This is a genomic window from Corynebacterium sp. HMSC073D01 (assembly GCF_001815555.1).
In the GTDB taxonomy this organism is placed as follows: domain Bacteria; phylum Actinomycetota; class Actinomycetes; order Mycobacteriales; family Mycobacteriaceae; genus Corynebacterium; species Corynebacterium glucuronolyticum.
Map to the genome: position 1 here is coordinate 36,942 of NZ_KV821086.1, position 17,437 is coordinate 54,378.

General features: G+C 61.1%; 19 protein-coding genes. 14 read left to right on the forward strand and 5 right to left on the reverse strand.

The features are described from left to right. The first annotated feature begins 83 nt into the window (after nt 1-83). The 8 genes from HMPREF3044_RS12310 to HMPREF3044_RS12345 all read left to right on the forward strand — a co-directional run bounded on the left by HMPREF3044_RS12310 (nt 84) and on the right by HMPREF3044_RS12345 (nt 6,981). The gene (locus HMPREF3044_RS12310; protein WP_005390732.1) at nt 84-839 is read left to right on the forward strand and encodes a succinate dehydrogenase cytochrome b subunit; all 756 of its coding nucleotides are present in this window, start codon (nt 84-86) and stop codon (nt 837-839) included. A gap of 81 nt (nt 840-920) precedes the next feature. Further along, nucleotides 921-2,909: a fumarate reductase/succinate dehydrogenase flavoprotein subunit gene (locus tag HMPREF3044_RS12315; protein ID WP_034989352.1), complete on the forward strand. Its 1,989-nt coding sequence runs from the start codon at nt 921-923 to the stop codon at nt 2,907-2,909. Next, entirely contained in the window at nt 2,909-3,661 is a 753-nt protein-coding gene (locus HMPREF3044_RS12320) for a succinate dehydrogenase/fumarate reductase iron-sulfur subunit (protein WP_005390728.1), read from the forward strand. Before HMPREF3044_RS12315 ends, HMPREF3044_RS12320 begins: the two co-directional genes overlap by 1 nt. 47 nt (nt 3,662-3,708) lie before the next feature. Beyond that, complete coding sequence (locus HMPREF3044_RS12325) at nt 3,709-4,098, forward strand: hypothetical protein (RefSeq protein ID WP_005394715.1); 390 nt, start codon at nt 3,709-3,711, stop codon at nt 4,096-4,098. A gap of 77 nt (nt 4,099-4,175) precedes the next feature. Further along, complete coding sequence (locus tag HMPREF3044_RS12330) at nt 4,176-5,486, forward strand: DUF445 domain-containing protein (protein WP_034989227.1); 1,311 nt, start codon at nt 4,176-4,178, stop codon at nt 5,484-5,486. 3 nt (nt 5,487-5,489) lie between these two features. After that, on the forward strand, nt 5,490-5,639 hold the full coding sequence (locus tag HMPREF3044_RS13200; RefSeq protein WP_005390716.1) for a hypothetical protein: 150 nt from the start codon (nt 5,490-5,492) through the stop codon (nt 5,637-5,639). A 5-nt stretch (nt 5,640-5,644) separates the two neighbouring features. Continuing rightward, nucleotides 5,645-5,926: a DUF2516 family protein gene (locus tag HMPREF3044_RS12335; RefSeq protein WP_005390715.1), complete on the forward strand. Its 282-nt coding sequence runs from the start codon at nt 5,645-5,647 to the stop codon at nt 5,924-5,926. Between the two features lie 557 nt (nt 5,927-6,483). Then, nucleotides 6,484-6,981 carry a hypothetical protein gene (locus tag HMPREF3044_RS12345; RefSeq protein WP_141759703.1) on the forward strand — a complete coding sequence of 166 codons (498 nt, stop codon included), beginning with the start codon at nt 6,484-6,486 and terminating at the stop codon, nt 6,979-6,981. Here the strand turns inward: HMPREF3044_RS12345 and HMPREF3044_RS12350 are convergent. Then, complete coding sequence (locus HMPREF3044_RS12350; RefSeq protein ID WP_070742166.1) at nt 6,961-7,539, reverse strand: TetR/AcrR family transcriptional regulator; 579 nt, start codon at nt 7,537-7,539, stop codon at nt 6,961-6,963. The genes HMPREF3044_RS12345 and HMPREF3044_RS12350 overlap by 21 nt on opposite strands. A 14-nt stretch (nt 7,540-7,553) precedes the next feature. Here HMPREF3044_RS12350 and HMPREF3044_RS12355 point away from each other — a divergent pair, with 14 nt between their 5' ends. Next, nucleotides 7,554-7,907 carry a hypothetical protein gene (locus HMPREF3044_RS12355; RefSeq protein WP_005390708.1) on the forward strand — a complete coding sequence of 118 codons (354 nt, stop codon included), beginning with the start codon at nt 7,554-7,556 and terminating at the stop codon, nt 7,905-7,907. On the opposite strand, the gene HMPREF3044_RS12360 is transcribed toward HMPREF3044_RS12355, so the two are convergent. Next, on the reverse strand, nt 7,894-8,661 hold the full coding sequence (locus HMPREF3044_RS12360; RefSeq protein WP_005390706.1) for an LmeA family phospholipid-binding protein: 768 nt from the start codon (nt 8,659-8,661) through the stop codon (nt 7,894-7,896). The genes HMPREF3044_RS12355 and HMPREF3044_RS12360 overlap by 14 nt on opposite strands. Next, nucleotides 8,661-9,152: a DUF2505 domain-containing protein gene (locus HMPREF3044_RS12365; protein WP_005390704.1), complete on the reverse strand. Its 492-nt coding sequence runs from the start codon at nt 9,150-9,152 to the stop codon at nt 8,661-8,663. Before HMPREF3044_RS12365 ends, HMPREF3044_RS12360 begins: the two co-directional genes overlap by 1 nt. A 24-nt stretch (nt 9,153-9,176) precedes the next feature. Here HMPREF3044_RS12365 and HMPREF3044_RS12370 point away from each other — a divergent pair, with 24 nt between their 5' ends. Next, nucleotides 9,177-10,220 (forward strand): UDP-N-acetylmuramate dehydrogenase, encoded by a 1,044-nt coding sequence (locus HMPREF3044_RS12370; protein WP_070742168.1) that lies wholly within the window; start codon nt 9,177-9,179, stop codon nt 10,218-10,220. On the opposite strand, the gene HMPREF3044_RS12375 is transcribed toward HMPREF3044_RS12370, so the two are convergent. After that, nucleotides 10,210-11,178, reverse strand: coding sequence for a lactate/malate family dehydrogenase (locus tag HMPREF3044_RS12375; protein ID WP_070742170.1), 969 nt, complete (start codon nt 11,176-11,178; stop codon nt 10,210-10,212). The genes HMPREF3044_RS12370 and HMPREF3044_RS12375 overlap by 11 nt on opposite strands. 384 nt (nt 11,179-11,562) lie before the next feature. Next, a complete protein-coding gene (locus HMPREF3044_RS12380) occupies nt 11,563-13,269 on the reverse strand; it encodes a long-chain-fatty-acid--CoA ligase (RefSeq protein ID WP_070742172.1) in 1,707 nt (568 codons plus the stop codon). Nucleotides 13,270-13,375: 106 nt separating this feature from the next. Between HMPREF3044_RS12380 and mshA the strand changes: the two genes are divergently transcribed. Genes mshA through HMPREF3044_RS12400 form a run of 4 tightly spaced genes read left to right on the forward strand, consistent with a single transcriptional unit; the run spans nt 13,376 to nt 17,368 of the window. Then, nucleotides 13,376-14,659 (forward strand): D-inositol-3-phosphate glycosyltransferase, encoded by a 1,284-nt coding sequence (gene mshA / locus HMPREF3044_RS12385; RefSeq protein WP_210400560.1) that lies wholly within the window; start codon nt 13,376-13,378, stop codon nt 14,657-14,659. Nucleotides 14,660-14,681: 22 nt separating this feature from the next. Beyond that, nucleotides 14,682-15,428, forward strand: coding sequence for a phosphoglyceromutase (locus HMPREF3044_RS12390; RefSeq protein WP_005390689.1), 747 nt, complete (start codon nt 14,682-14,684; stop codon nt 15,426-15,428). 3 nt (nt 15,429-15,431) lie between these two features. Continuing rightward, nucleotides 15,432-16,676, forward strand: coding sequence for a sensor histidine kinase (locus tag HMPREF3044_RS12395; RefSeq protein ID WP_070742175.1), 1,245 nt, complete (start codon nt 15,432-15,434; stop codon nt 16,674-16,676). An 8-nt stretch (nt 16,677-16,684) separates the two neighbouring features. Next, nucleotides 16,685-17,368, forward strand: coding sequence for a response regulator transcription factor (locus tag HMPREF3044_RS12400; RefSeq protein ID WP_005390686.1), 684 nt, complete (start codon nt 16,685-16,687; stop codon nt 17,366-17,368). The last annotated feature ends 69 nt before the right edge of the window (nt 17,369-17,437 follow it).

Here is a 17,437-nt window from a genome sequence, read left to right on the forward strand (position 1 = left end):
GTGTGACGTTAAGCACGTCAAGATACGGAAAGTGGGAGATTTTTTCTGCTAGGCCGTAAGGTAAAAGGGACACTGGAGGTGCCATGACTGTTAAATATGATGACCGTGAGGCCATTGCTCACGGTAAAATCACTACAAAGCCGCTGCGTGAGCGGCCGAGCGCGCCCTCATGGGCGTTGAAGCTCATTATGGCGATTACGGGCATTATTTTCGGCCTGTTCGTCTTTGTCCACATGATCGGAAACCTGAAGATCTTCCTTCCGGATACCGACGGGGTTAACCATCTGAATGAGTACGCGGCGTTCCTGCGTGAGTTCGGTGAACCAATGTTGCCCTACGGTTCCTTCCTGTGGGCATTCCGAATTGTTCTCCTCGTGTGCCTGATCGCACACATTTACTCTGCCTTCGCGCTCCACGGGCGTGGCCAGAAGTCCCGCGGCAAGTTCCGCCGCTCTGGCCTTATGGGGGGTCTGAACAGTTTCTCCGCACGAACCATGCTCGTCACGGGTATCGTGCTGCTTCTGTTCATCATCTTCCACCTGCTGGATCTGACGATCGGCGCACAGCCGGCTGCAACGGCAGCATTCGAGCACGGTGAAGCATACGCAAACGTGCTCGCCAGCTTCAGCCGCCCGATCGTTGCCATCTTCTACATCCTCGCGATGGTCATCCTGTTCTTCCACCTGAGCCACGGGCTCTGGACAGCAGTGAGCGACCTGGGCATCACGGGTAAGCGCTGGCGCGCAGTCCTGCTGTTCGTGTCTTACCTCATCCCCGCCGCTGTGCTGGTGGGTAACGCACTCATCCCGATCGCCGTTCTCGCCGGTTGGCTTGTTTAGAAAGGGGCAGAGATAACTATGAGTACTTCATCCAAGATCGAAGGTTTCGCCGCGCCCGCGAAGAGCACGGAAACCTACACCATGCCCAATGGGCAGGAATTTACCGCCCCGGCCTCGTCCGTGAGCGAAGTTGAGCTGGGCAACATCCTCGAGGCAGGTCTGCCTGAGGGTGTTCCGCTGAAGGAGGCCTGGGAGTATCACAAGGCGCACATGACGCTGGTCTCCCCGCTGAACCGTCGCAAGTTCACCATCATCGTTGTCGGCACCGGCCTGGCCGGTGCTGCCGCAGCTGCTGCTCTCGGCGAGCTGGGCTACAACCTGAAGGTGTTCACCTACCACGATGCCCCGCGTCGTGCACACTCCATTGCTGCACAGGGTGGCGTGAACTCCGCTCGTGGCAAGAAAGTGGACAACGACTCCACCTACCGCCACGTGAAAGACACGGTGAAGGGCGGCGACTACCGCTGCCGTGAGGCTGACTGCTGGCGTCTCGCCGCTGAGTCGGTCCGCGTTATTGACCACATGAATGCCATCGGTGCACCGTTCGCTCGTGAGTACGGCGGCACGCTGGCCACCCGCTCCTTCGGTGGTGTGCAGGTGTCCCGTACGTACTACACCCGCGGTCAGACGGGTCAGCAGCTGCAGCTTGCATCCGCTTCCGCGCTGCAGCGCCAGATCAACGAGGGCACCGTCGAGATGTTCACTCACAATGATCTCTTCGACATCATTGTGGACGAAAAGGACGGCAAGAAGCACTGCTCCGGTGTGGTTATGCGTAACCTCATCACCGGTGAGCTCACCGCCCACATGGGTCACGCTGTGATCCTTGCTACCGGTGGCTACGGCAACGTCTTCCACAAGACCACGCTGGCTAAGAACTCGAACGCATCTGCCATGATGCGCGCCTACGATCAAGGTGCCTTCATGGCCAGCCCGTCGTTCATTCAGTTCCACCCGACGGGTCTGCCGAAGAACGCCGACTGGCAGTCCAAGACCATCCTCATGTCTGAGTCTCTGCGTAACGATGGCCGCATTTGGTGCCCGAAGCAGAAGGGCGACGACCGCGACCCGAACACGATTCCGGATGAGGAGCGCGACTACTTCCTCGAGCGCCGTTACCCGGCATTCGGTAACCTTGTGCCCCGCGACGTCGCTTCCCGTGCCATCACCAAGCAGCTCGTTGAGGGCTACGGTGTCGGCCCGAACCACAACTCCGCGTACCTCGACTTCCGCGATGCCATCGAGCGTCTCGGCAAGGACACCGTGGCTGAGCGCTACGGCAACCTGTTCGACATGTACGAGGAGACGATCGGTGAGGATCCTTACACCACGCCGATGCGTATCGCCCCGACCTGCCACTTCACCATGGGTGGTCTGTGGACGGACTTTGATGAGATGACAGCTATCGACGGCCTGTTCGCCGCCGGTGAGTGCTCCTGGACCTACCACGGAGCTAACCGCCTCGGCGCGAACTCGCTGCTGTCCGCATCTGTGGACGGCTGGTTTACCCTCCCGTTCTCCGTACCGAACTACCTCGGCCAGCACCTGGGCGAGGAGCTCCCACCGGCAGACTGCCCGGCAGCTCAGGCAGCCCTCAAGCGTGCGCACGATCGCATTGAGCGCCTCATGAACATCAAGGGCAACCACGGTCCGGACTACTTCCACGAGAAGCTGGGCAAGATCCTCTACGACAAGTGTGGCGTGGATCGTAACACCGAGGCTCTCTCCCAGGCTCTGCCGGAGCTCCGCAAGCTGCGCGACGAGTTCTGGTCCGATCTGTTCATCCCCGGTGCTGCCAACGAGATGAACCAGACCCTCGAGCTTGCTAACCGCGTTGCTGACTACTTCGAGCTCGGTGAGCTCATGTGCATCGATGCCCTCGATCGCGATGAGTCCTGTGGCGCACACTACCGTTCGGATCACCTCAGTGAAGACGGCGAAGCCGAGCGCGACGATGAGAACTGGTGCTTCGTGTCTGCGTGGGAGCGCGGCGAAGGTAACCACTTCATCCGCCACGCAGAGCCCCTGTACTTCGAAGAGATCCCGCTGATGACAAGGAATTACAAGTAATGAAACTGAATCTTGAAATCTGGCGTCAGGCCGACTCGAACTCCGAGGGACACTTCGAGGCCATCGCTGTTGAGGACGCCGTACCGCAGATGTCCATCCTCGAGCTTCTGGACCACGTAAACCTTAAGCTCATCGAGGAAGGCAAGGAGCCGTTCGCCTTCGCCTCTGACTGCCGCGAAGGTATTTGTGGCACCTGTGGCCTGCAGGTCAATGGTCGCCCGCACGGCCTGGACAAAAACAAGCCTGCCTGCCAGCAGCGCCTGGCCGGCATCCACAACGACGGCGACACCCTGAAGATTGAACCGTTCCGCTCCGCCGCCTACCCGGTCATCCGTGACCTGGTGGTTGACCGCTCCGCTCTGGATCGTGTCATGGAACAGGGTGGCTACGTCTCCGTGAACGCCGGTACCGCACCGGACGCGGACACGCTGGCTACCAGCCACGAGAACGCCGAGAAGGCTCTCGACTTTGCAGCCTGCATTGGCTGTGGCGCGTGCGTCGCGGCGTGCCCGAACGGTGCGGCCCACCTGTTCACTGGCGCAAAGCTCCAGCACCTGCGTCTGACCCCCATGGGTGAGCACGAGCGCGGTCGTCGCGCTCGCAGGATGATTGATGAGCTAGAAACCAACTTTGGGCCGTGCTCGCTGTACGGCGAGTGCGCTGATGTCTGCCCCGCGGGTATCCCCCTAACGGCGGTATCCATTGTGACGAAAGAACGCGCGCGAGCTGCTCTTCGTGGTAAAGACGACTAAAGTTGAAACGTAACTTGAGAATTTTCTGATAAGAAAGGCAGAATGCGATGACCGAGAACCACGCTCTGCGAGGCGATGCCAGCACGGCAACCGCCGTGTCCGGTGCCCACGGCGAGGTAGCAACTGAGAAGCGGGAGATTGGCTCCCTCGACGTAGATCGCTACGTTGACGGCTACCAGCCGGTGTCTTTCGTTGCACCGCACTCCTCGCTGCTGAAGACCTCCACGTGGATTGGCATGGGTCTCATCCTGGCTACCCTGGCCGGCATCGGTACCCTCGTATTCGCCGCCGCAGGTGGCGCACCGACGATGAACTCCACGATTTTTACTGCGGGTATCATCATCACCGTTGTACTGCTGGTCAGCGGTTTCGGCCTCGTATTCTACGGTCGCCGCGATTGGAAGAAGTTCTCTAAGGCTACGGGCTACAAGCACTAGTCTCCTGGGCTCACTAGCCAAGCCAGCCCCCATAACCGCTTCGGCACCTCCGGCGGTTGCGGGAGGCTGGTTTTTTCATGTCTACAATGGCCTATATGTCGAAACTTCCTGTCCCTGGCCCCTCGCCGGAGGTGGAGGCCGAACGTCGCCGCGCGCTGCGCGGTCACAAGGCTCTTGCCACCGGTTTGCTGCTCGTCGCCACTGTGATTTATCTCGTGTGCCGGTACGTCCAGGTCCGCACTGCTGCGGACGCGCCCGAGTGGATCGGCTTCGTCCGGGCTGCGGCGGAGGCGGGCATGATCGGTGGGCTCGCTGACTGGTTCGCCGTCACGGCCCTCTTCCGTCACCCGCTGGGGCTGAAGATTCCGCACACGGCGATTGTGAAGAACAAGAAGGATCAGCTGGGTGGGGCGCTTAGCCAGTTCGTGGGGGAGAACTTCCTCAACGCTGAGCTCATCGTGGCGAAGGTCCGCGAGGCGGGCATCCCCAACCGGATTGGCCAGTGGCTGGCGGATCCGGCCCATGCCCGCGCCGTTTCCCGCGAGGCCGGAACGCTCGGCGCGAAGGTGCTGCGCGAGGTGCCTAGGGAGGACGCGCAGGAGCTCATCCGCACGCTCGTCATTGATCGTGCCGCCGAACCGCAGTGGGCGCCGCCCATGGGCCGCGTCCTGCAGCAGCTCATCGACGACGGCAAAACGGAGCCGATCATCGAGGAGGTGGCTCAGTGGTTGCATCGCAAGACGTTGGAGTCCGAGTCACTCATCACAACGCTTATCGACGATCGGGCTCCTGCCTGGGCACCCGACTTCGCTAACCGTCTGGTTGGCGACAAGGTCTACCGCGAGGCGGTCAAATGGACGGCCGATGTGGCGCGCGATCGGTTCCACCCCGCCCGCGACGCGGTGCGTCGCGTCATCACCCAATTTGCCGTGGACCTACAAAGTGACGAGAAGACAATGGCGCGTATCGAGGATCTGAAGGAGGGAATCCTCGGTTCCACAGCGGTCAAGGAGATTCCTGTCGCCCTGTGGGAGCACGCCGTGGAGGCTCTCACGAGCGCCCTTACTGACGAGAAGTCCATCCTCCGTGTCCGCTTCGCTGAGTTCGTGCAGCGCCAGGGCGAGAACCTTCTCGACGATGCCGAGCGCCGCGCTCAGCTGGACGAGAAGATCCAGAAGGCGGCCCGCTTCCTTGCTGATAACTACGCGCCCGAAATCACCGCCATCATCTCCGAGACGGTTCAGCGCTGGGACGCGGAGGAAGCCAGTGACAAGATTGAGCTCATGGTGGGCAAGGATTTGCAGTATATTCGTCTTAACGGCACCATTGTTGGCGCCCTGGCAGGACTTGCCATCTACACTGTTTCCTACGTCCTATTTGGAGGCTAGACCATGAATGTGAATTCGATTATTGAGACACTCAAGCAGTTCGTCAGCAACCTGAACGTGCGCACTCGCGACTCCCGCACGCAGCTCATTGAGGACATCAAGCAGGCTTCCCAGGATACCGACTGGTCGAACCTAAAGAAGAAGGATAACTAGACTCTATGGCAACCGCTTTCACTATCTTCCACTACGTCATCAGGGGGCTCTTTTACGCGGTAGCGCTGGCCGGGGCCCTTGGCGTCCTGCAGTGCTTTACCACCCGCGAGGACGCGTTCCCTGCAGCAGACAGGAAGCCGAAGATGACGTGGGTAGCGATCCTTGCCGGTTCTACCCTCGCCCAGTTTCTGTACCAGATCCCCTTCATCGGCTGGATCGGCATGGTTGCTATCGGCATCTACTGGTTCGATGTCCGCCCGAGCATCAAGGACGTTCTTAGTTACTAAGGCAAGTAGCGGCCGTATTGCGAGGGACATTCCAGGTACTTACCGGTACTTCCCGTCCATGCGGGACGTGCCGGGCTGAACTGGTCAAACTGTGATTTGAGGAGCGCATCTACAATCCTGTTTTTACCAGGATCGGAATGAGCCAATTTGGTTTGTTGAGTGGCGACAAGCTAGTTATCGTTGACTCTGACTCAGGAGCAGTGAGTAAACGTGATGCCGGTATGGTTACAAGTGGCATGCAGCGTGGAATGACATCGGATGATGGTGCGTGGTCGCTGCTGATCGGGTATCCGCGTGCTGCATGGGACAGCTTCACACTTACGGTTGGCACTCATGTGAGAACGGAACTTCTCCCGGGGCTGAGACAAGCATCGGCGGTCACCGTGGACGGAACAGCTCTAGGAGCTTTTAGAGTTAGCGAAGATAACGAGGATACGCTGTGAATTTATTCGTTTTCTCTCTCCTCAGATCTAAATCACGATTGTATCCAGCTAACTGAAGGGAAAAAGATAAGCATCCCCGTATTTTCCACTCATGCAGGCGAGCCGGAGCTCTTTTTGCTGTGGTTTACAGAAGATAACGTCGGCTGGAATGTGTATCGCCATGGAGGCGACGGATGGAAGCAGGTTAATGAGCAAGAGGGCTGGGACTATGATCGCCAAAAGCACGGATACATAGCCCGCTGGTTTTCTCGGAATAGCCGCATCTACATGATCTCTACGGAGCCAGGCTATCTAGCATTCGACTTTCCCACTGAAAAGACCACAGATCCTAAGCTTCAGTACACCACACTAACTGACCTTGTTTCCGGCCCCCAAGTTTCGATGACGATGGTCGGGGGGATCCTTTCCTCTGTCTTCTATGGTGGAGAAGATGTCGGCGCCGGGCAGTACGTGGCCGCTGTTAACCTCGCCGATCCAACAAAACGAGTAGGCCCGTGGAAGATTCCGCCAGAGCTTATGCAGGGGACAGGTTTCTCCTCGTACCAAACGGTCGATTCGCTCTTTTTTACCGACCAGGCGACTAAAGAAAAACTAGGCGCTACGCGACAGTGACATGAGGACGATGGTGGCGAAGCATGCGGTGACCTCGTCGCGTGGGGCGAGTTTGAAAAGGGCGAGACCAAGCGGGGAATCGGTTGAGACGGGAACACGGCCGATAGCGCGCAGCACGACGGTGGCTACGTGGTAGAGGGCCTCTTCCATCGCGTCCAGTGGCAGGTCAGTGAACTGGCCACGGGCGACGGCAGCGATCATCTCCAGGTTGATGATCTGTGCGTCACCATCCAGCCCGGTGGCCGCCGCAGCGTTGCGCAACAGGGTGGCAAGCTTGTCGGCGTCGGAAAGCAGAGAGAAACTGGGAGTAAACCGGGAGATTGATTCGATCCAGCGGTTGTCGAGGGCGAGTGCACGGTCGGTGAGCCCGGTGAGGTGCTCTGTGAGGGTGGCGGACAGGAGCTCGTCGAGGCTTGTGAAATTGGAGTAAAACGCCCCCCGGGATAGCCCCGCCTCCGTGGTGATGCGGTCGATCCGGCAGCCGCCGATTCCCTGGCGGATGATCATGCGGCGGGTGGCTTCGTGCAGTCGCTTAATGGTCTCCGATCGGGTGCTCATTCTACTATTGTGCCATGCGTGAATTTTTAGACCCGCTTGCCCAGCCTGCCACCGACGAACCCGTCGCCGTTTTGCCCACCCACCTGCCACTGGAGGCGCCGACGGTGCGCTGCGTCGTGGGCTACCCCCTGGGGGCCTCCCAGACGCTTGTCAAGGCCGCTGAGGCGCGGTTGGCGGTGGCGATGGGGGCGACGGAGATCGAGTACGTCCCCCGCCGCGACTACCTTACCGACGAGTCCGCACTCCTCAGCGAGTTCATCGCGATCAAGGAGGCGGTAAGCGAGGAAATCCCCCTGGGCGTTCGTATCGCGCAGGGGGATGAGGCGGCGGCACGCACGTTGCCCGCCGCGTGGGTCACTGTTGCGTAGCGACACTCGGGTTGTCGCTGCTCACCGTTAGGTCTATCAGGCCATCTTTCACTTCTAGCTTGTCGACGCTCATCTGACCAGCCGCATCCTGTGCCGCCGAGGCCAGTGACTCCGAGATCGCGTCAACGATCTCCTGCGGCACCTCGAAGCCGAGCAACTCGGCGTTCGTGGCCGTAAACGAGAGATTGCCGTCGGCGGCCCGCGGCTCGAGGGTGAGGGTGGCGATGCCGTCGGCGAACTCAATGTCCACCGCCTGTGTTGCAGCCCGGCTCGTCACCCCACTGATGTGCAGGAACCGCTGGGCGAGAGCATCGCCGATGGAGCTGCCTGTTGACGGCGGGTTGTCCGCCATCTGGCGCTGAATTGTGGCCAGCAGGAACTCGTCGGGAAGCTCCACGTGGGCCACCATGTGCGCTGCACGCAGCACCTGCGGATCGGAGATATCCAGATCCGTCAGCGACACATCGGCAGCCGGTGCGCCACTAATCACCGGCGCATCCGCCCCGGAGCTGATCTGCAGCGTCGATGGCACCGACACATCGACATTGGGAACCGTCTTGGTCACCAGACTGAACAGTAGGGGAGTGGCACCGAACTTGATCGATGGATTCTCCTGCACCGCTACTGGACTCTGCGCCTTCACGGACGTCTCCAGTTGATTGCCGATGTACCAACGCAGGCCAAACTCCGCCGCAGCCGCCAGAATGACAACCATGACGAGGAGACCCACCAGAGCCTTACCCAGTGACTTCATTACAGGTTGTCAGAAATCCACTGTCCGAGCAGATCGGCCTCAGCCTGCGTGGTCTGCTCCAGCGCCTCGGCCACCTTCGGCTCGATAGCAGCACCCATGAACGGGATCTTCACGTCGACGGTGTTGGAGTAGGTCAGCGTCGTCGTGTCACCCTCGCCGGAAACGGCGATATCCGCACCGAAATCAACCGGGGTGCCCTTGACATCGCTGTGGTAGCTGGCGGTGTTCTCGTCCTCCAGGTGGAAGGTGCGCTTGATCTTCAGATCCTGGCTGATCATGCCCTGAACAGCCTCCGGCAGCAGCGTCATTGGCATGACCTCGTAGAGGGCCACATCGACCTTGCCGTCCGCCTCGTTGAACTCGTGTACCTCACCGGGCTCGGTGGACAGGTTCTTGGTGTCAAAATCCCAGAACTCTTGGGTGCGCCATGCCTGGAGCACCTTTTCCTTGGAGTGGGGGATAGTTACGGTTACTTCATTTCGTGCAGTCATAAGCCTAAGACTACCGTTAAAGGTGTGTTTGATTCCACGCAGACTGCCGGCACCGAGCAAATCGACGTCACCTTCGCGGACCTAACCACCCTCCACGTTGGTGGTTCCCCGCGTGCAGCCTTCCGGTGCACCACCCAAAATGCCGTGGTGGAAGCGGTGGAGGCCCACCCCGATGCCCTCATCGTCGGTGGTGGCAGCAACCTCCTCGTCGCCGACGGCCCCCTCGACCTCACCGCCGTCATCATGGGGATAGACCGCGTCACCATCGACGGATCCACCGTCCGCGCGGAGGCGGGTGCCCGCTGGGACGACGTGGTGGCCACCACCGTCGCAGCAGGGCTCGGTGGAATCGAGTGCCTGAGCGGGATCCCCGGTTCCGCCGGGGCCACCCCCGTGCAAAACGTCGGCGCCTACGGGGCGGAAATCGCCGATGTCCTGCGCCGGGTGAAACTTTTTGACCGCCGCTCCGGTGAGGTCTCCTGGGTGGACGCGGAATCCCTCGACCTCGCCTACCGCTACTCCAACCTGAAATTCACCGGCCGCGCCGTCGTCCTGGAAATCGAACTGGAACTGTTTGCCGACGGCCTGTCCCACCCCCTGCGCTTTGGCCAGCTGGCTAAGAAGCTCGGCGCCTCCCACGGCGGCGAGCGCCGCCCCGCCGCCGAGGTGCGCGAGGCCGTCCTCGAGCTGCGCCGCAGCAAGGGCATGGTCTACGACCCCGCCGACCACGACACGTGGAGCGCCGGCAGCTTCTTCACCAACCCCATCGTCACCAGCGCCGTCGCCGACCGGCTTCCCGACGATGCCCCCCGCTACCCCGCTGACGACGGCCAGGTGAAGCTCTCGGCAGCCTGGCTCATCGACAAGGTCGCGGGCTTTAACAAGGGGTTCCCCGGGGAAGACGCCGTTGCCCGGCTATCCACCAAGCACACGCTGGCGCTCACCAACCGCGGGAACGCCACCGCCGCAGACATCGTCGACCTTGCGCGCACCATCCGCGACGGCGTGTTCTCCAAGACGGGCATCGAGCTTCACCCCGAGCCCGTCTGGGTCGGCCTTAGTATGTAACCTGCGCATCCTTGATGGTCTGCTGGATGCTGGCGGCCGTCTTGGCCAGCGCCTCCTGCTCCCACTCGTTGAGAGACACCGCAAACCGCTTCTCGACGCCCTCCGCACCAATCACCGACGGGATAGACAGCGCCACATCGCCGTTGAACCCATACTCACCGCGGAGCGTGGAGCACACGGGCCACAGCGCCTTCTCGTCGAAAAGCACGGCACGCGCCAGGAGTACAGCAGACCGGGCGATCGCCGCATTGGTCCATCCCTTAGCGTTAAACACGTCGTAAGCAGCCGACACCACGGACTGCCCGATCTCCTCTGGATCAAGCTTCACGCCGAAGTGCTCCTTGAACTCGTCGGCGCGAATCCCACATGCGGTCAGCCGCGACAGCACAGGGAACGCGGACATGCCGTGCTCGCCCATCATGTAGCCCGACACGGTCTCCGGTGAAATCCCCAACCTATCAGCGACGATGCGCCGCAGACGCGACGAATCGAGCATCGTGCCCGTGCCGAAGCAACGCGGGTAGTCAAACTCGTTTTCTGCCAAGAAAACCATCGTGTCCAGCGGATTCGTGATGAAAATGAGGGCCGGATCGCGGGTAACGGCCGTCAGATCCGTCATCACCTGGCGGATTTCCTTCGCGTTCACGCTAGTCAGCTCCGTGCGGTCCGGCTGCGAACCCGTCCCGTCGGGAACCATTGACGGTCCCGCAGCACAGATGATGACATCCGCGTCCTTGCAGTCCTCGTAATCCCCGCTGCGCAGCTTCACACCGGGGTTACCTGGCAGCGCCGAGGCCTGGTGGTGATCCAGCGCCTCGCCGAACGCCACCCCCTCCTTCTTGTCGATGGTGACGATCTCCGCGAAAATCCCCGCGCGCACCGCCTCCGTCAACACCTGCGAGCCGACGTGCCCGAGTCCGATAATTACCAACCGTGGTCCATGTTTCGTATTTGCCATACCTTATCTTTACGCCTCGGGTGTCCTTCCCGCCGCGTTTTACCCCCACAAATCCCGCAGGGTGAGCACCGTTGTCCCTTCCGCGGCCCGACTGTTCCCGATGCTCGGGTGGGTGGTTGGGGTTGGGCCGTGTTTGGTATCTACGTGTCCCTTCCGCGGCCCGACTGCTCCCGATGTTCGGGTGGGTGGTTGGGGTTGGGCCGTGTTTGGAATCTACGGGTTCCTTTGTGTGGCCCGGTCGTCCCCGATGCTCGAGAACTCGGAAGGCAACGGGCCGCAGAAGGAACCAGCACGCCCGGCGAGCAAACAAAATGCGGCCCACCAAACAGGTGGGCCGCATATAGGGGGCCGCATATAGGGGGGCCGCGAAGCCAAGCGCGAGAACTACAGGTTGTGGCGCTCGATGATCTGGTCGCGGACGTCGCGGCGGCGGATCTTGCCCATCATGTCACGGGGCATGTCCTCGAAGTGGAAGAACTTGCGCGGCACCTTGTAGCGGGTGAGCTGGGTGCGGCAGTATTCCTTGAGGCCTTCGGGGTCGAGGGCGGCACCCTCGTTGAGGGTGATGGCGGCGGTGACGATCTCCGAACCATCGCTGCGGGGCAGGCCCACGACGGCGACATCGTCGATATCGGGGTGGTTGCGGAGGACTTCTTCGACCTCAACCGGGTAGACGTTGAAGCCACCGGTGATGATGACCTCCTTGAGGCGAGAGACGATCTTGATGTAGCCCTCGTCGTCCATGACGCCGATGTCGCCGGTGCGGTACCAGCCGTCGACAAAGCTGGCCTCGGTGGCGTCTGGCTTGTTGAGGTAGCCCTTGAACACCTGGGGGCCCTTGGCCTGGATTTCGCCTTCCTCGCCGTCAGGGAGAACGCGGGATGGATCCTCGGTGTCGCAGATGCGGATGAGTGTGTCGGGGAAGGGGATGCCGATCCAACCGGGGCGACGGTTGCCGTCCATGGTGTTGCCGGTGAGGATGGGGGAGCACTCGGTGAGGCCGTAGCCTTCGACGAGGCGGCCGCCGGTGGCCTTTTCCCACCGTTCAACGAGGGAGACGGGCAGGGTGGAAGCGCCGGAGAAGGCGTTGGCGACACCGGAAATGTCCGTGCCGGTCTGCTCAGCGGCCTGCAGGATTTTCTCGTAGAGGGTGGGGACGCCGGGGACGAAGGTCGGCTTGTGCTTCTTCATCACCTGCATGATGAGCTTGAGATCCGGGGTGGGCAGGAGCACCATTTCAGAGCCACCATAGAAGGGGAGGGTGGCTGCGAAGGTCATGCCGTAGGCGTGGAAGAGCGGCAGAGCGGCGAGGATGCGCTCGTCCTCGTGGGGGAACCCGGGAACCCAGGCGGCACCCATGAGCACGTTCGAGTACAGGTTTCCGTGGGTGAGCTGTGCGCCCTTGGGCACGCCAGTGGTGCCGGAGGTGTAGAGGATGAGGGCGGCATCGTCTTTCTTCACCTCGGGGAATTCGAGGTCGGCGCCGTCGCCGCCGATAGCGGAGGAGCACAGGGCCTCCCAAGGAACCGTGTTGGGGGCGGAGCCGGTCATGCGCTCACGGGTCTTGCTCAGCGGGGGCAGCGGGATGCGCAGCGCGAGCTGCATGTAGCGAGGCATGGTGTTGATCATGTTGACGGAGATGATCGTCTCCAAGGGGGTGGTCTCACGCAGCTTCTCCAATGTTGAGCTGGTCTTGTCAAAGCTGATGGCGATGCGCGCGCCGTGGTCTTTGAAGGGCTCCTCGAGCTCGTGGGCAGTGTAGAGCGGGTTGTGTTCAACGACGGTGGCGCCGAGCTGCAGCACAGCGTGGAAGGCGATGATGTGCTGGGGGCAGTTCGGCATGCACAGGGCAACGCGGTCGCCCGGGCGGACGCCGAAGGCGCGGAGGCCGGCGGCTGCGCGGCGGACCTGCTTGTCCAGTTCGGCGAAGGTCATGGTGCGGCCGAAGAAATAGGTGGCCGGCTTGTCGGCGTTGCGCTTGAGGTTGTCCTGGTAGAGCGACGCGATGGTGGTATCACCGTAGTCGAGCTCATGTGGAGTCCAGGGGGCGTAATGCTTGAGCCACGCCTTCGTTTCGTATGCCTGAGACACGGGATGCTTCCTTCCGCTGGCTTAAAGATATGTTACGGCTTAGTAGAGTACACCCTATGATAAGAACTTTTTAAGGCAAAACATTAGTGTCCGTACAATGGGGGGTATGCGTATTGCCATGATTTCCATGCACACGTCCCCCCTGATGCAGCCGGGAACGGGTGACGCAGGCGGGTTGAACGTCTACGTTATGTCCACGGCGAAGAAGCTGGCTGCCCATGGCGTGACGGTGGATATTTTCACCCGCGCGACGAGCCCCAGTCAGGGTGAAATTGTGTGTGTGCAGGAGAATCTGCGGGTGATTAACGTGGTGGCGGGTCCCTATGAAGGGCTGGAGAAAGAGGATCTGCCGACGCAGTTGGCGGCCTTCGCCGGGGGGATCTTGAGCTTCACGCGCTGCAACAACATCAGCTACGACATCATTCACGCGCACTATTGGCTGTCCGGCCAGGTGGGGTGGTTGCTGCGGGATCTGTGGCGCGTGCCGCTCGTCTTTACCGCGCACACGCTCGCCGCAGTGAAGAACGCGCACCGCACGCTCGACGATACGAAGGAGTCGGAGGCGCGTCGCATCTGTGAACAGCAGATCATCGATAATGCCGAGGTCATTACCGCGAATACGGTGGAGGAGCGGGCTGATCTCGTCGCCCACTACGACGCGGACATGGATAAGGTTGTGGTAGTCAATCCGGGCGCGGATACAGAACTGTTTACGCCGGGGACTGGTCGGGCGACGGAAAAGGCGCGCCGCGAGCTGGGCCTGCCGCTGCAGGCGAAGGTAGTCGCGTTTGTTGGCCGGTTGCAGAAATTTAAGGGTCCGGATGTCCTGATTCGGGCATTGGCGGAGATCATTAAGCGTGATCCTGATTACACGCTCCGCGCCGTTTTGTGCGGTGGCCCGTCCGGCCAGAACGCAAACCCGCGGGAGTACGAGTCTCTCGTGGCTGACCTCGGGATTTCCCGCTATGTTCGGTTCACGCCCCCGCGCCCGCCGGAGGATCTCGTCCGCATCTATCAGGCCGCCGATATCGTTGCGGTTCCCAGTTACAACGAGTCTTTCGGCCTCGTTGCTCTCGAGGCGCAGGCCGCCGGAACCCCCGTCGTCGCAGCTCAGGTCGGTGGTTTGCCGATCGCCGTCGCCGATGGTTACTCGGGGGTTCTGGTCGGCTCGCACGACCCCGCTGAGTGGGCCAGGGCCATTGATTCGTTGCTTGTCGACGATGAGTCGCGCATCAGCATGGGTCAACAGGCTGTCGCCCATGCATCTCAATACTCCTGGTCAAAGACGGCCGAGAGGCTCCTTGCGCTGTATGAGGAATACGTCGGACGGGACATCGAACAGTGCGTGAGCCGAGATGCGACCGGGGAACCGAGCGTCGACAAGCGATAAAAGTCATGGCAAACTGAGGAGTATGACTCAAGGAAAATTGATCTTGCTCCGCCACGGGCAGAGCGAATGGAATGCATCCAACCAGTTCACCGGTTGGGTCGACGTGGCCCTGACCGAAAAGGGCCGCGCCGAGGCTAAGCGCGGCGGCGAGCTTCTCAAGGAAAAGGACATCCTCCCCGATGTCCTCTACACCTCCCTCCTGCGTCGCGCCATCCAGACGGCGAACATCGCACTCGACGAGGCCGACCGCCTGTGGATCCCCGTCACCCGTGACTGGCGCCTCAACGAGCGCCACTACGGTGCCCTCCAGGGCCTGAACAAGGCCGACACCAAGGAGAAGTACGGCGACGAGAAGTTCATGACGTGGCGCCGCTCCTACGGCACCCCGCCGCCAGAGCTCGACGATAACAACGAGTACTCGCAGGCGCACGACCCGCGCTACGCAAACCTTGACGAGGTTCCGCGTACGGAGTGCCTGAAGGACGTTGTGGCCCGCTTCATCCCGTACTTCAAGGAGGAGATCCTCCCGCAGGCTCTCGCCGGCAAGAACGTGCTCATTGCTGCACACGGCAACTCCCTGCGTGCGCTGGTGAAGTACCTCGATAACATCTCCGACGAGGACATCGCTGGACTCAACATCCCGACTGGTATCCCGCTGGTCTACGAGCTCAACGAGGACGGCTCCGTTGCCAACCCCGGCGGCACCTACCTCGACCCCGAGGCTGCCGAAGCTGGCGCAAAGGCAGTCGCCAACCAGGGCAACAAGTAAATCTTGTCCTACATCTTCACCTTCATCGCCGGTATTATCGTCACCCTCATCGGGCTGGCGGTATACCGGGCAGGTGAGGCCATTGCGCGCCGGACGCGAATCGCCCGGACGCTCAGTGAACCGCGAGTCACCACCGTGAGCCAGGTGCTGCACCTCGCGATCCAGGGTGCGCCCGTGGGCGTGGCCATTGTGGACGCCAACCGCGAAGTTGTCCTCTCCAACGCCTCCGCCCACACCATGGGACTCATCCATGAACGCCGCGTGGCCCAGGAAATTTGGGACCTTGCCCAAGATGTCCTCGCGGACAAAGAAGAGCACAGTCTTGATCTGCGCGCGCCGCGCAGAGCAGGGAAGAGCCGTGTCACCGATATTCGCGTCGTTGTCGCGCCACTGACGCTCACCGACGACCGCTTCGTCATCGTCTACGCCACCGATCAGTCCGAGGCCGTGCGCATGGAGCACGCCCGGCGCGATTTCGTGGCCAACGTTTCGCATGAGCTGAAGACCCCCGTCGGCGGCATCGCCTTGCTGGCAGAAGCGCTCCTGGAATCCATCGACGACCCCGAATCCGTCGATTACTTTGGCGAAAAACTCTACGGCGAATCACGCCGGCTCGGCGATATGATCACCGAACTTATTTCACTTTCTAAGCTGCAGGGGGCAGAGGCACTGCCCGACCTTACCCCCGTTCTCGTCGACGACGTTGTCGACGAAGCCATCAACCGAACGAGCGTCCAAGCCGAAAACGCCAGCATCCGGCTCAACCGTGGCGTGCGCACCGGCGTCTACGTCCTCGGCGATTTCAACCTTCTCGCCACCGCCGTGACCAACCTCATCGCCAACGCAATTAACTATTCACCTGCAGAAACACCGGTTACCGTCACGCAGAAGGTGGTCTCCGCTGACATTATTCATATCCGCGTCACCGACCGCGGAATCGGCATCTCTACTGAGGATCAGCAACGCGTGTTTGAGCGCTTCTTCCGCGTGGACAAAGCCCGCTCCCGCTCCACCGGCGGCACAGGTTTAGGCTTAGCGATTGTTAAGCATGTTGCAGCAAATCATGGGGGAACGGTTAAACTATGGTCTAGGCCCTCCACGGGGTCGACCTTTACCATTGAACTGCCCATCTACCGTCCCGGCGAGGAGAAGGAAGAGCTTCCACATCCCGCCAGGAAACAGGATGTGAACAGGACTATCGATTCCCGCGGGCTACGTGGAAGCGACGACAAAGTAAGGAAGCAGTAGGAAAGATTATGGCAACAGTGCTCATCGTAGAGGACGAATTATCGCTCGCTGAGCCTCTCGCCTTCCTCCTCAAAAAAGAGGGTTTCGACGCGATCATCGCCACCGATGGGCGGACCGCACTCGTTGAATTCAACAAAAACGACATCGACCTCGTCCTTCTCGATCTCATGCTCCCCGGCATGAGCGGCACCGATGTCTGCCGCCGACTCCGCCAGGTCTCTACCGTCCCTGTCATCATGGTGACCGCCCGCGACACTGAACTAGACAAGGTTCTGGGGCTCGAGCTCGGTGCAGACGACTACGTGACCAAGCCCTACTCCTCCCGCGAACTCATCGCCCGCATCCGCGCCGTCCTCCGCCGCGGCGGTGATTCCGACGGTGCCGTCGCCGACCAAATCCTCGAAGGTGGACGCGTCTCCCTCGACGTTGAGCGCCACATCGTCACCGTCGACGGCCAGCAGGTCGCCATGCCACTCAAGGAATTCGACCTTCTCGAGTACCTCCTCCGCAACGCGGGCCGCGTCCTCACCCGTGGCCAACTCATCGACCGCGTCTGGGGTGCCGACTATGTTGGCGACACCAAGACCCTCGATGTTCACGTCAAGCGCCTCCGCTCCAAGATTGAGGCCGAGCCCAGCCACCCCACCCAGCTGGTAACCGTTCGCGGCCTGGGCTACAAGTTCGAGGCCTAGGAGGCCTCTCCGGCTGTGAGGCCCGGGCCGGGTCCCTTAACTGCGTAATTGGTGCTGTTTTGGGGGTAT

Coding starts and splice junctions, on each gene's coding strand:
- HMPREF3044_RS12310 (WP_005390732.1), top strand. CDS start 84: ATGACTGTTAAATATGATGACCGTGAGGCCATTGCTCACGGTAAAATC.
- HMPREF3044_RS12315 (WP_034989352.1), top strand. CDS start 921: ATGCCCAATGGGCAGGAATTTACCGCCCCGGCCTCGTCCGTGAGCGAA.
- HMPREF3044_RS12320 (WP_005390728.1), top strand. CDS start 2,909: ATGAAACTGAATCTTGAAATCTGGCGTCAGGCCGACTCGAACTCCGAG.
- HMPREF3044_RS12325 (WP_005394715.1), top strand. CDS start 3,709: ATGACCGAGAACCACGCTCTGCGAGGCGATGCCAGCACGGCAACCGCC.
- HMPREF3044_RS12330 (WP_034989227.1), top strand. CDS start 4,176: ATGTCTACAATGGCCTATATGTCGAAACTTCCTGTCCCTGGCCCCTCG.
- HMPREF3044_RS13200 (WP_005390716.1), top strand. CDS start 5,490: ATGAATGTGAATTCGATTATTGAGACACTCAAGCAGTTCGTCAGCAAC.
- HMPREF3044_RS12335 (WP_005390715.1), top strand. CDS start 5,645: ATGGCAACCGCTTTCACTATCTTCCACTACGTCATCAGGGGGCTCTTT.
- HMPREF3044_RS12350 (WP_070742166.1), bottom strand. CDS start 7,539: ATGAGCACCCGATCGGAGACCATTAAGCGACTGCACGAAGCCACCCGC.
- HMPREF3044_RS12355 (WP_005390708.1), top strand. CDS start 7,554: ATGCGTGAATTTTTAGACCCGCTTGCCCAGCCTGCCACCGACGAACCC.
- HMPREF3044_RS12360 (WP_005390706.1), bottom strand. CDS start 8,661: ATGAAGTCACTGGGTAAGGCTCTGGTGGGTCTCCTCGTCATGGTTGTC.
- HMPREF3044_RS12365 (WP_005390704.1), bottom strand. CDS start 9,152: ATGACTGCACGAAATGAAGTAACCGTAACTATCCCCCACTCCAAGGAA.
- HMPREF3044_RS12375 (WP_070742170.1), bottom strand. CDS start 11,178: ATGGCAAATACGAAACATGGACCACGGTTGGTAATTATCGGACTCGGG.
- mshA (WP_210400560.1), top strand. CDS start 13,376: ATGCGTATTGCCATGATTTCCATGCACACGTCCCCCCTGATGCAGCCG.
- HMPREF3044_RS12390 (WP_005390689.1), top strand. CDS start 14,682: ATGACTCAAGGAAAATTGATCTTGCTCCGCCACGGGCAGAGCGAATGG.
- HMPREF3044_RS12400 (WP_005390686.1), top strand. CDS start 16,685: ATGGCAACAGTGCTCATCGTAGAGGACGAATTATCGCTCGCTGAGCCT.